The following is a 13,501-nucleotide window of genomic DNA, read 5'->3' as shown; positions in this document are numbered from 1 at the left end:
ACACGCATCCTGCATGTCTCTCTCTTTTAATAACTAAACCAACAATAGTGTTACAAAACGACATCCTAGCACCATATCATTACTATTGACAATTGTGACAGTAACTCCCTGATTTTATGTTATAAAACGTCATAACACTGGACTAGCAAGAGGAAAAAACCACTCCGCAGAAAAGAGCCAAGTGAGCTATTTGATTCACTTATGACCAACATAGTGCTGAGACATAAAAAAATGGCTTTGAATCATAATTCAAAGCCATTTCTTACTAGGCGAGAAAAGTTAGCCCCGAAAATTGTTACGTGCTGACATGTAACTATCGACCAAACATACGTGCCAAGGTGCCATCTTTGTCAATAACTTGGTGTTTAATCGCACCAAGCACATGTAACGCAACCGCAACCATCAATACCGTCGCACCAATACCATGTAGGTTGCTGCCCAGCGAACCAAGCCATTCGATCTTATCGCCCCTGCTATAAAGAACCCAGCCAAATACATCGATCCCTCGTCCGCCACCAATGCTCATCATAATGCCAGAGGTCGGCATCAGTAATGTGCCCAGCAGAAGTAAGTGATGGATAGATTTCGCGGCGATTTCCTGCAATCTCGGCATAGGTGCAGCGCTTTCTATAGCACCCTCCTTGAATCGCCAAACCACGCGCGCAGTGGCGAACACTAGTAAGATGACACCCAGTGATTTATGAATACCCAAAAGTTCGAATTTTTCTGGGCTACGCTCCATCGATTCAAAAACTTTACCGAGTACAAAAATCCCGATAAAAGTCAGCCCTGTTAACCAATGAAGAGCAATTGTCGGTTTTGATAGTTTTTTTGACATGATTATTTTTCCTTAAGAAAGCTAAGGACATTATCAGGAATTTACAATTGTTAGGCGATAGTCAGGAATGTAAAGCTGTGTAAAAGTTTCCGGTTCGACGGTTCAACGATCCGATACCTAGTTTATCGGAAGCTTCGTCTTCCGCTTCACTTGCCCGAATGCAAAGCTTGATTCAATAGAAGCAATATTGGGAAGCGGAGTAAGTTGACGACGAATAAACTGCTCATAGGTTTTCAGTGACCCACTCACCACATGCAGTAAATAGTCGTGATTCCCTGTCATCAAAAAGCACTCTAGAACCTCGTCCATTGCTTCAATGTGCTGCTCAAAATCACGCATATTATCCTCGTTAGGCTTTTCAAGCTTAACCAGCACAAAGACGTTAACTGGCAAACCACATGCCTCTTGATCGACACTCGCGTGATAGCCACGAATAATGCCCTGCTTCTCCAATGCCCGTACTCTGCGAAGGCAGGGAGACGGTGAAAGAGCGATGCGATCGGCAAGCTCTTGATTGCTTAGCCGAGCATTACTTTGAAGCTCTTTCAATATCTTCTTATCAATCTCATCCATTGGCAGGTTCCTTCAAAATTAACCAATTAAACGCAATATTATTGCGCCAAAACCCGTAACTAGTTAGCACATCGCAATCATTAACATTTTTATAATACTAAACTTTTAGGAGGTAAAATAAAGGATGGAAATATGAATACCTCGACTCAACTCAGCCCTCTAAGAAAAACAACCAAACACGAACAAGCAGAGGCATTGGCAATTGAGCAAGCCCAGCATTTTGGAATCGATCCGAACAGTGAATACGGAATGTCGCTGGTCGAGCTTGCAACGACCTTATACAAAGCGAACAACAAGACCCATGATCTTTGGGCAATCACCGTCGAAGGCTTATCTGATCTCGACAAAAGCGATCGTATTGCTTGGTTTAATGCCAAACGATTTTTGTCATTCCAGATCGCCAAGATCCTAGATAACTTGCAAAACCCGATGCGCGCCACTTATCAATCAATCGCCACCAACAATGGCAACTTCGCCTCTAAAGGGCATACCCTATTTTTGACAATGTGGCTGCGATCTTCTCTGCGAGCCCAGTTATCACTCGCACCGCGACCTATCTTTTCGCGTGTACAGAGTGGATTGAAGATGCATTTAACGGCAAAGAGCCGTTGCACGATATCTACTCAAGCTGCTCAACCCAACGTCGATTGCGCTTGCAAATCATATGGTCGACTTAGAAGCGGGTGAACGAGCAAACCAATACCTTGCTTGGAACTTCAACTCTGGAATGGCAGCGATTGATGGTTTACTTAGTCATTTGCTGGGCTATGAAGATATTGTTCTGGCATCACGAAACATCTATGGCGGCTCGTATCAATTGCTTGAAGATTGGTTCGCTAAGCCGTCGAATCTCAATATCGCGGTTGAATGGGTCGATGGTTATTCTGGCGACGACTTCGCAAAACGCTTAGATGAAGTGACGGAGAAATACGCAGACCGAATAGCAAACGGCAAACGCATCTACGTCTACCTAGAATCGCCTTGTAACCCTCACGGATACGTGCTGGACGTCGCAGCCATTAGCCGCGCTTCACACACGCGCGGCTGGGATGTGATTGTCGACTCAACCGTTGGTACGCCGATGCTACACCCTGTTCTCAAACGTGACGATGTTATGGAGCGCCCCGACTACGTCATTCACTCCTATACCAAGGAGCTTGCTGGCTCCGGGACAACGACCGCCGGTGTAGTAATCGGTCGAAACGAAACCATGTTTATCCCTAAAGGTGAGAGTGTGCCATTCACTAAACCTAATGGCGATGAAGTGACCATTGAGTGGAATAACTCGCTGTTTTGGAACGTTTACTATATTAAGGGCGCGTTCCTCGATGCGGACAAAGCGTTTGAAGTACTCAACGGCATGAAAACCTATGAGATGCGTGTGGTTCAAAAAACCATTAACACGCTAACGCTAGCGAAGATCTTCGATGCGCATCCTGATATCAATGTCTCTTGCCCTGCACTCCCTGATAGCGATAACTACCTTCACTGCCAGAAAAATATGTATTTGGGGTTACCGGCAGCGCTATTTACCATCGACATGGAAGGAAATGGAAATCGAGCACCCATCAACCGGGAAGTATTTAAACAGTTCTTTGACATGCTAGAGCCTGCGATTGGCATGCAGGTCAGCCTTGGGCAAACCAACACCGTTGCTCTATGCCCTGCACTCACCACGCACTCAGAGCTTAGTGATTCGGCGCTATCCGAGGCAGGGATAAAGCCAACCACCATGCGGCTCTCTATTGGCTAGAAGATCCGCGTATGTTTATCGCCCACATCATAGAGGCAGCAAGCTTATCTATTGATAATAAGCATCCCGAGTTTTCACAAAGTTTCCCAAGTGCCGAGCAAATAGACGACATCTATCTGCAAACCTACACGCAGGTTCATGAAAAAATCGTTCGCAATCAACCTAGCTTCAATACACTAAGGCGATAGTTCCGACTATCAGAGGCGAGATAAGCGAGAGCATTGGCTCTCGCTTTGTTTTATTGTCAATTATATTATTTAATCAGATAGTTACATTAACGACATAAAACCTTCATACCACTTCTCTAAAGTCGGCGAGTCTACTTTCAAGGAGGAAACATGAAACACACACTCGCTCTATCTGCCCTGGCTATTGCTTCTGCCAGTTTACTGGGCTGCGCCTCAAGCACACCAACATCCACAAGTCAGCCATTCTCGGCTGTGACAGAATTTAATATTCAATGTCTGGCTCAAACAGCGCCGCAACCCAGTGAGATGACGGTCAGTGGTCTTACTATTGTCGGGACTTCTGTGGCTGATGCGCCGTTTGCTAGCTCTGCCGCTGAAATCGTCAGTTACGATAGCTGCACCGACAAGCTGTATGTCGTCAATGCTCAAGGCAAAACTGTTGACGTCATGTCACTTGACGAAGCGAGTGCACCAACTCTGTCCGGACAAATTGATCTTAACTCGGCAGCAGCGCAGTCAGGCATTGCTATTGGTGCGGCAAACAGCGTTTCTGTGCATCAAGGATTGGTCGCGGTTGCCATTGAAAACGCGAATAAACAGCAAGCGGGTCTTATCGCATTATACCGTTCAGATACTTTAGAGCTGATTACTACTTATCCAGCAGGCGCACTTCCAGATATGGTGAGCTTTTCTAGAGATGGGCGATACATCGCCTCGGCCAACGAGGGTGAACCAAACTCAGATTACTCCATCGATCCAGAAGGCTCAGTCACGCTTGTCGATTTAGGCAAAGGCCCACTCAATGCCGAGGTGACGCAAATCGACTTTAGAGACTTCAATCAAGGTGAGTCCAGACATACTGAACTGAGTGACAAGGTTCGAATCTCACACCCGAAAGCGAGCGTTGCGCAAGATCTGGAACCCGAATACTTAACCTTTGCGGACAACGGGCAAGTATATGTTGCACTTCAAGAAAACAACGCGCTGGCGGCCATCGACGTTGAACAAAAACGCGTAGTTGGCATCTACGGACTTGGTGGCAAATCCTGGGAAATTGCTCAGCTTGATGCATCCAACAAAGACAAGATGGTTGGCAACTTACAAAGCTACCCAATGCTAGAAGGGCTTTATATGCCTGACAGTATTACTAGTTACCAAGTGGATGGTAAAACCTACATAGTCACCGCAAACGAAGGTGATGGCCGTGAATATGGGTTTGATACCACTCAGAAGCAGTGTGACCAACTTGGCTATCAATGGGATGGCGATGAAGACCAGTCAGCAGCGGATTACGCGTCCAACCAAGATTTCTGTATTGCTTATGTGGATGAAGTGCGCGGCAAAAAGCTCAAGGTTGCTGATGACCACCCTCTTGCCAAAGCGCTCAAAGACAACAAACAACTTGCTCGTCTTAAAGTCATCAAAACAAACAGTCCACTGCAGGCTGACGAAAAGGTACAAGCCTTTGGCGCTCGTTCTTTCACGATTTGGAATGACCAGGGAAAAGCGGTTTACGACAGCGGAGATGAGTTCGCGAACATTGTACTGATAAGCGACGAAGCCAACTTCAACAGCACTAACGACAACAACACATCAGCCGATGATCGTAGTGATGACAAAGGCATCGAGCCAGAAGCCATTGAAGTCGCCTCTATTAATGGCCGTCATTACGCCTTTATTGGCTTAGAGCGACAAGGCGGTATTATGGTTTATGACGTTAGTGTTCCAGAGCAGGCACTATTTATCACCTATGTGAACAATCGAGACTTTAATCAACCGGTTTGCACTCAAGTAGACGATGGTGATTGTACGAACGACACGTATAACCCGAAAGCCAGAGATCTTGGACCTGAGTCGATCAAGTATTTTACAAGGCAGGGTCATCACTTCATCGCGGTAGGCAACGAAGTGAGCGGAACGACTTCTGTATTTAGGCTAGATTTTTAGAATTTGACATGACCCCAAAGCTCACAGCTGTCGGGGTCATGTTTTACTCACAGATATCAAAAGTAACTTCAGACAAAGTCGTATTATCTAGAGCATAGATGCGGGCGAGATTAATAAGAGACTGAGATGCAGGGAAAATAGTACCAACGCCCGGAGAATAAAAAGTCTCTCCATCGGAGCACAAACTTAAGAGTATTGGCGCTTTATCCAGCGTAACATCATCTCCAGCCTCAACGTAAACAGAGTATCTGATGTCTTTCGGGCTTTCTCCATTAATAAGCTCAAGCACCTCTGCATAGTATTCATACTCATCCCAACCGGAATCATCTGAACCAACACGGGCTACGGAAACTCTCGATATAACTGCTGTTAGTGGAGCTTGACGAACTGAATTTTCCAATGCTTGCTCCATAACCTCATTTGCACTTGCAGCATTAGAACAAAATGAAAATACGATAAAGAGAGCAAATTTTCCAAAAGAAATACGAGTCATCATTCCTCCGACGACGCTACCTTGGCTGATTGAGTATATATAGGCAAACTAGATAAGCTTAAGTCAAATTTGCTTGGAACAACAAAAGCTTCCCAAATATTAGCCGGGTACCTCGCAATGCTAACGCTATCGCCTTGATTTCCTCCTAAAATAAACAGGTACTTTCCAGTTGAGCTCTGCCCAACGACAAAACCAACATGCCCGCCACCTCGACCTCGTTTCTTGACAGCAATTGAACCCATTACTGGCTTGTCGACCGCTTTTCCAAAACTCATCCACGACAAGGCGCGATAAGCGTGAGCAACAGGCTCATACCCATGTTGTTTCATTACCCATGCAACAAATGAAGCACACCAAGCATTTTCAGCCCCTGAATCATCCTTTCCCCAAAACCTTGACGCTGAGAAGTACCTCATAATCTTCGGGTTGGCTCGCTTTCCACGAATTTCAGCCTGCCCCAACTCACCGTATGCCGTTAGCATCCATGGTGTAGACTTGAACTTAGCTAAGTTGCTCAGTTTGTTTTCAGAACTATTTTTTGACATCGAAGGTAAACCACTTAGGAATCATCAATAATTGAAATCCAAAGTACGTTTACCTCACTGTCTCTTCAAATTGAAATAAAAATGCTTAGAGCGTGCCCAAACATTAAGTGCTAATACTTCAACTAACAACTTGTCTATTTTGGCTATGACTCATGGAATACTGGTATTTTGCACCCTTCACCCAAGTCCACTGGGCGCTTCCAAGTGTAGAGATATTCATCGAGAAACTTACCACAAGGGGATTCTGTGCGTTGTTTGAGGGCTTGATGGCCGCCGATCGACTCATAGAAGTGAATGGCATTGGCATTGTCGGCCAGAACCTCGAGAAAAATACCATTGTCCGGGTAGAACTTTTCCGCCCATTCGACGGCACGAACGATAAGCTGTTTAGCGACACCGCGACGCTGTGCTTGAGGCGTGACATGTAGATTATCGATGATAGTGCCGAAATCGACATTATGATTGCCAAAAAGACAAATAAACCCTACCAACTCACCATTGTCTTCTGCGACAAGGACATGCTGACTGAAAGGAGGATTGAGCAACCTTGTCTGCCAAATCAGTTGTTTATCTTCTAGAACCGAATCATCAAGATACGATTGGCGCATGATTCCCTTATAAGCGTGTTGCCAGCTCGATGCGTGTAATTGAGCTACATTTTGAAAGTCAGCATATTCTGCTACTCTAAATTCCATTTTACAGTACCTAGTGCTTTAGTTTTTACATTTCCTTAAATTACATACTAGTTATCTGTAACTAAATTGCAATCCATGCTGATTGCATTCTGTACAAATTGGATAAAAAAGGGAGATCTCTCGCGATCTCCCTAGCAATTTGTCGATATTGCGTCAGTTTTTGTTCTCAAGCCTAGCAGTAGGCACGCGCAAACTTACCTTGGCAACTGACCGAATAGCGCTTAGCAAAAGCCGGAATGAACATAGAATGTCCGCGCTCCAACACAGCGACCTCGCCATTTTCATGCATTAAATGCACTGGCTCATCGAGTGCAAACAAGATCTCTGGCGTTTCCACCAAAAGCTCACGTTGGTGCTGATTCGCATACACGCTGAATTTAAAGTCTTTTACTGGCACCAAAAAGTGTTCTGCGCCGTTCTCGCGATGGGGAGTCGAGAGCAAATCTTCACGACGTTTTGGCTCAAACACTGTGCAGGCAGCCAACTCAGCAACGTCAATATGCTTTGGCGTCAAGCCAGCACGAAGCACGTTGTCGGAGTTCGCCATAATTTCAAGACCTGTCCCTTTGCAATAGGCATGTGGAGTACACGCATCTAGGTACATTGCCTGGCCTGGCTCCAAAGTAAGAACATGCAAGATGAGCGGTGCGAATAAGCCGATATCACCTGGGTATCGCTCTGCTAACCAAGTAATAAGCTCAAATGTCTCATCGCCTTGCTGATTGCTAGCAAAACTTAATAGGGCGTCAATGGCGCGGCATTTGATGTCCCCCTCCAACTTCAGCAGTCCGACAAAGAATTGCTCGAGTCCTGCTGGGTTCGGCTCTGAGCCGTATTCAGTGACGAGCTCAGACAACTCCGAAATATCCAATCTATTGAAGTGCTTTAGGATCTCTTCATGAGGCCTAAAGCCATTCATGCTTGGTAGCGAGTTAAAGCATAAACCAACTCTGGTTTGTGGTTGGGATCTTTGTAGTTTCGACAGTCCGCGTTTAAAGCCAAGCCATGTTGCTGCTCCAACAAATAACCTTTTTCAGCTTGTTCTTTGCTCGGATGCACTTGAATTGACAGTGCATTTTCTGCCGCAAGTACTTTGAACAAGTATGGCAACTCTCCAAATTGCTGCTGTACAGAAGGGCTAAGAATAGACTCAGGGTCGCCCGCCACCCATTGGTCGAGACGGACCAAGTGATTGTCGATGAAGACCTGTGAACAGCCATTAGGGTGCGCGCCCATCCACAGTTCGGCTTGCGGTTTATGTTCTGGATTCTCGATACCAAATAGCGTCGAAATCGAGGTCTCACTGCCCCATGGGTAATCCTGGATAACGTTACTCATAGGTAAAAAATGTTGTTGCGTCATGAAAATTCCAACCAATCATCAAAGGGATCTTGATAGCGGACTTGTTCAAAAGAGCGCTATCAGGATCCAGATCTGCTAACTGAATGCCGACCACCCAAATAAGTTAACAGAACTACATTTAAAACTATATAGTTTTAAATTGATAGATGATCAATACTTTCGGCAAGATCAAAAATTGACAAAAAGATCAGAAAAAAGAAAAGCCCCCTCGGGCTCGAATCGAGGGGGCTTTTTTAGGGAGAGACTTTATCGGAGCGATAAAAATCTGTGGCAAGCTAGGGGGATTACTTCGCCACGTCTAAAATGATAGCTTCTAGCTTATCTAAGCCTTCTGCTAACACTTCTGACTCTATGGTTAGCGGTGGCAATAAGCGAATCACATTCGCCTTCACGCCACACGACAACAAAATAAGACCGTTTTCTTGAGCTTTAGCAATCACCGCTTTGGTGACATCCTGCAATGGCTGCTGTGTCTGTGGGTCGGTAAACTCAATCGCCATCATTGCGCCGATAGTACGGATTTCACCAATTGCTGGAACTTGCTTTTGCAACGCAGTCATTCGAGCATTAACAACTTCACCGATACCTTGAGCTTTAGCACACAACTGTTCTTCTTCGATGATCTTGAGCACTTCCAAGCCCGCGATACAACCCAGTGGAGAGCCCGCGTAAGTACCACCAAGGCCACCAGGAAGCGCTGAATCCATGACGTGGGCTTTACCGACTACTGCAGAGATTGGGAAACCGCCCGCAATCCCTTTCGCCATCGTCATCAAGTCAGGTTCAATACCAATGTGCTCGGTTGCGAACATTTTTGCCTGTACGGGCAAAACCTGTTTGGATCTCATCCGCGATCAACAAGATACCGTGCTTATCACACAGTGCACGCACCGCTTCAGCAAAGTCTTGAGGTGCTTGATAAAAACCACCCTCGCCTTGTACAGGTTCAAAAATGATCGCCGCAACACGGCTAGGCTCGATGTCACAAGCAAACAGATCTTCAAGTGCTTGCAAGCTGTCTTGAGTGCTAATGCCATGGAACGCATTCGGATACGGCGCATGGAAGATCTCGTTCGGGAACGGTCCAAAACCCGCTTTATAAGGCGCTACCTTACCGGTTAGACCCATCGTCATATTGGTACGGCCATGGAAACCGCCTTTAAAAGCGATAACGCCGCTTCGCCCTGTATGAGCACGTGCCACTTTCACCGCGTTTTCGACCGCTTCGGCACCTGTGGTCAGGAAGATCGCTTTCTTCTCGGTGTCACCCGGAGCAAGCTCCGTTAGTTTTTCAGCCAGCTCCACAAACGATTCGTATGGTGTCACCATGGCACACGTGTGAGAGAAGTTTTCAATCTGCGCTTTCACCGCTTCTGTAATGCGTGGGTGAGAGTGGCCAGTATTGGTTACCGCAATACCTGCTGCGAAATCGATGTATTTGTTGCCATCGACATCCCATACATGCGCATTTTCTGCCTTCTCAACATACAGTGGGTAAAGTGCGCCCATGCCCTGAGCGATAACTTTGCTTCTTCTTTCGTGCAGTTGTTGATTTTTCATTGTTCAGTCCTTTATTCGTTATCGCTAATTAATTGCCACCAAAGCAGAGATATTTAACGTCCATATACTCGTCGATACCCTGCTTCGCGCCTTCACGGCCAATACCCGATTGTTTCACACCACCAAATGGTGCAACCTCAGTAGAAATAATGCCTTCGTTGATGCCGACCATGCCATATTCCAGTGCTTCCGCCACTTTCCATACACGATGAATATTTTGGCTGTAGAAGTAGCTTGCTAGACCGTAAATGGTGTCGTTAGCCATCTCGATCAGCTCTTCATCCGTTTCGAAGCGAATCACAGGTGCAACCGGACCAAAGATCTCTTCTTGAACGATATCCATACTGTGGGACACCTCTTTTAGCACCACTGGCTGCATAAAGTTGCCTTCAAGAGATTTAAGCGGTGTGACAGGTATTGCGCCCTGCTCAACAGCACGATCAATCAGTGCTTGGATGCCCTGTTTTGCACTTTCATTAATCACAGGGCCAATGCTAACGCCTTCATCTAGACCGTTACCTATCTTAAGCTGCTGAACAGCCGCATCGAACTTGGCCACAAACTCGTCGTAAACCTTGCTATGAACATAGAAACGGTTTGCACAAACACACGTTTGGCCTGCATTTCGGAACTTAGACGCCATTGCGCCTTGAACCGCAGCATCAATATCGGCGTCGTCAAAAACAATAAATGGCGCGTTACCACCTAACTCCATTGACGTGCGCTTGATATCTTTAGCAGACTGCGCCATTAATACACTGCCCACTTGAGTAGAGCCGGTGAAAGAGAGTTTTCTGATCAGAGGGTGCGATGTGAAGATTGCCCCAATTTTTCGTGAGCTTTCACCCAGCACGACTTGCAACGCGTCTTTTGGAATGCCCGCTTGATAAGCCAGTTCTACAATCGCGAACGCAGAGAGCGGTGTTGAATCAGATGGTTTCACTACAAAGCTACAGCCTGCAGCAAGAGCCGGTCCTGCTTTACGCGTGATCATTGCGATAGGAAAGTTCCAAGGGGTGATAGCGACAGCAACACCAATAGGTTGCTTGATAGTCACGACTCGCTTATCGGCCGTTGGACCTGGGATCGTATCACCATAAGTACGTTTAGCTTCTTCCGCGAACCACTCAATAAAGCTCGCGCCATACAGCACTTCACCCGCCGCTTCTGCGAGTGGTTTACCTTGCTCCATCGTCATGATTCGAGCAAGATCATCTTTGTTATCTAGAATCAGTTGAAACCAACGGTTAAGCATACCGGCACGTGTTTTTGCAGGCACCTTAGCCCACTCTTTTTGTGCCACATGTGCACGCTCAATGGCGTCCATGACTTCTGCATCGCTTGAGCGTGGCGCAAAGCCCACCGTCTCGTTAGTTGCAGGGTTGGTTACTTCAACAGCGTTGTCGGCTGCTGTCACCATAAACGCCAATAGGCTTTTGTTGTCAATTTGCTGCATGGTGAATCCTTTTGCTTCTATGGCTTGCTTCTATTGAGCCGCCATTTTGTTTGTAAATCGAGAGAGTCTATAAACAGAGCCCTAGGCCGGGATCTGCTGAGTTATACAGTGAATATTGCCACCGCCAAGCAGTACTTCTCGTGTCGGTATACCGATGATGTCATAGTCAGGCAGTGCTTTGACCAATATCTCAATAGCAATGTTGTCGAACTCGCTATCAAGCAAAGGCAAGAAAATATGCCCATTGACCATTAGAAAGTTAGCGTAAGACGCACTGAGTCGCTCGCCAGCCTGTCGGTTCATCCCATCGCTCGCTTCAACTCCCGACGCTTCTTTATCGGAATAGAACAACGGACCGGGCAAAGGCACTTTAATCACTTCAATCGTGCGCCCCTTGGCATCGGTTTGAGCGCTGAGTGCAACCAATGCCTCTCTGGATAACGCATATTGCGGGTCGAACGGATCGTCAGTCCAACTCAATACCACTTTAGCGGGGCAACCACATGAATAAGATTATCAACATGACCATCAGTCTCGTCGTTGAAAAGACCTTTTGGCAACCATACGACTTTTTCTATACCAAGATATTCGCTCAGTTTGGTTTCAATCTCAGCCTTAGAAAGGGAAGGATTACGTCCCGGGCTCAACAAGCATTCCTCGGTGGTATAAAGCGTCCCTTCACCATCAGTGTGGATAGCGCCGCCTTCTAGGACAAATGGCGCTCGGTAATGGTCAATGCCCATGACATCGCACACGGCAGCCGCCACGTTATCGTCATCACTCCAGTCATCATAAAGCCCATTGAACTCACCACCCCAAGCATTGAACTGCCAACTCACGCCGCGCCTGTCACCCTTCGCGTTAACCACGACCGTTGGGCCAATATCTCGCATCCAAGAATCATTGAATGCCATCTCCACCAGCTTTACTGAGCGGTCAAGCATCGCGCGAGCCTTCTCATACTGAGCGCTACTCACTGCTACAGATACAGGGACAACATCAGCAATCGCATTAGCGACCTTTGCAAAGGTTCTCTGCGCTGGCTTGGCATTGTCTCGCCAATTGTCGCGGCGCTCAGGCCAAGCCAACCAGACTTCTCTTACCGGTTCAAACTCAGCCGGAAAAAAGAAACCATCTTGTTTGGGTGTTGTGGTGAGTTTCATCGGTCACCTCACTACTTCGCTAAGCTTAGAATATCTTGATATAGGTCTGGGCGGCGGTCACGGAACAGACCCCAAGCGTGGCGAGCTTTAGCGGTTTCTTGAAGATCGATTTCCGCATAAATGATCGTTTCACCTTCACGAGGTGCTTCCGCAAGCTTACCACCAGTATGATCTGTGATGAATGATGAGCCATAGAAGGTTGTCTCAATGCCGTCATCCGCTTCGACACCGACACGGTTAGAAGCAATCACCGGCACTAGGTTCGCCGCGGAGTGGCCTTGCATCGTACGTTGCCAATGATCTCTAGAGTCTAATGATAGGTCTTGTGGCTCTGAGCCGATCGCTGTTGGATAAAAAATAGCTTCTGCGCCACTCAGCACTAGGCTGCGAGCAAGCTCTGGGAACCATTGATCCCAGCAAATACCGGCACCAAAGGTACCAAATTGCGTTTTCCACACTTTAAAACCGGTATCGCCAGGGCTGAAGTAGTACTTTTCGCTGTAGCCAGGACCATCTGGAATGTGCGACTTACGGTAGTTCTCAAGCACAGTGCCATCGGCATCGATCATCACAAGAGAGTTGAAAAAGGTGTTGCCCGCTTTTTCGAAATAGCTCACTGGGATAACGACATTCAACTCTTTTGCCAATGCACTCAGTTCTTTAATCAGACGACAGTTGTCCGTTTCTTCCGCAAGCTCAAAGTACTTCGCTTCTTGTTTCTTACAGAAATAAGGGGCAGCCATGAGCTCCTGAGGCACAATCACATTTGCACCGTTCGCTGCTGCTTCACGAATCGCGCCTTTAATCTTTTCTAGGTTTGCATCTAGGTCCCAAGTTTTGGTCAACTGAAGGGCAGCAAATTTAACTACTTTACTCATAGGATCTTCCTTTATCTCTTTTAACTAATGGCTGACTGAGTGCCCGTCAT

8 protein-coding genes and 4 pseudogenes are annotated in these 13,501 nt (G+C 46.7%); 2 read left to right on the top strand and 10 right to left on the bottom strand.

Annotated features, from left to right (window positions below):
• Nucleotides 1–313 precede the first annotated feature (313 nt).
• Nucleotides 314–838 (bottom strand): cytochrome b, encoded by a 525-nt coding sequence (locus tag TZ48_RS13330; RefSeq protein ID WP_112479505.1) that lies wholly within the window; start codon nt 836–838, stop codon nt 314–316.
• 117 nt (nt 839–955) lie between these two features.
• Nucleotides 956–1,411 carry an Lrp/AsnC family transcriptional regulator gene (locus TZ48_RS13325; protein WP_112479504.1) on the bottom strand — a complete coding sequence of 152 codons (456 nt, stop codon included), beginning with the start codon at nt 1,409–1,411 and terminating at the stop codon, nt 956–958.
• A gap of 132 nt (nt 1,412–1,543) precedes the next feature.
• On the opposite strand from TZ48_RS13325, the pseudogene TZ48_RS13320 reads away from it, so the two are divergent.
• Both TZ48_RS13320 and TZ48_RS13315 read left to right on the top strand, forming a co-directional pair.
• Nucleotides 1,544–3,352: pseudogene (locus TZ48_RS13320) on the top strand (PLP-dependent transferase).
• A gap of 150 nt (nt 3,353–3,502) precedes the next feature.
• On the top strand, nt 3,503–5,299 hold the full coding sequence (locus TZ48_RS13315; protein WP_112479503.1) for a choice-of-anchor I family protein: 1,797 nt from the start codon (nt 3,503–3,505) through the stop codon (nt 5,297–5,299).
• 43 nt (nt 5,300–5,342) lie between these two features.
• Here the strand turns inward: TZ48_RS13315 and TZ48_RS13310 are convergent, their stop codons facing one another.
• The 8 genes and pseudogenes from TZ48_RS13310 to aguB form a co-directional block, all read right to left on the bottom strand.
• Nucleotides 5,343–5,795 carry a hypothetical protein gene (locus tag TZ48_RS13310; protein WP_239670852.1) on the bottom strand — a complete coding sequence of 151 codons (453 nt, stop codon included), beginning with the start codon at nt 5,793–5,795 and terminating at the stop codon, nt 5,343–5,345.
• Entirely contained in the window at nt 5,792–6,337 is a 546-nt protein-coding gene (locus TZ48_RS13305) for a TIGR02594 family protein (RefSeq protein WP_112479501.1), read from the bottom strand. Before TZ48_RS13305 ends, TZ48_RS13310 begins: the two co-directional genes overlap by 4 nt.
• A gap of 143 nt (nt 6,338–6,480) precedes the next feature.
• A complete protein-coding gene (locus tag TZ48_RS13300) occupies nt 6,481–7,032 on the bottom strand; it encodes a GNAT family N-acetyltransferase (protein ID WP_112479500.1) in 552 nt (183 codons plus the stop codon).
• Nucleotides 7,033–7,204: 172 nt separating this feature from the next.
• A pseudogene (manA, locus tag TZ48_RS13295) lies at nt 7,205–8,394 on the bottom strand (mannose-6-phosphate isomerase, class I).
• Nucleotides 8,395–8,678: 284 nt separating this feature from the next.
• Nucleotides 8,679–9,954: pseudogene (gabT, locus tag TZ48_RS13290) on the bottom strand (4-aminobutyrate--2-oxoglutarate transaminase).
• 28 nt (nt 9,955–9,982) lie between these two features.
• Complete coding sequence (locus TZ48_RS13285) at nt 9,983–11,410, bottom strand: NAD-dependent succinate-semialdehyde dehydrogenase (protein ID WP_112479499.1); 1,428 nt, start codon at nt 11,408–11,410, stop codon at nt 9,983–9,985.
• A gap of 81 nt (nt 11,411–11,491) precedes the next feature.
• Nucleotides 11,492–12,573: pseudogene (gene aguA, locus TZ48_RS13280) on the bottom strand (agmatine deiminase).
• Between the two features lie 11 nt (nt 12,574–12,584).
• Entirely contained in the window at nt 12,585–13,451 is an 867-nt protein-coding gene (aguB, locus tag TZ48_RS13275) for an N-carbamoylputrescine amidase (RefSeq protein ID WP_112479498.1), read from the bottom strand.
• Nucleotides 13,452–13,501: the final 50 nt, after the last annotated feature.

Origin of the sequence: Vibrio variabilis (assembly GCF_003263785.1) — a bacterium.
Lineage (GTDB): Bacteria > Pseudomonadota > Gammaproteobacteria > Enterobacterales > Vibrionaceae > Vibrio > Vibrio variabilis.
The sequence above is the reverse complement of the archived record's forward strand: the minus strand, read 5'-3'. Positions and strand labels throughout refer to the sequence as shown.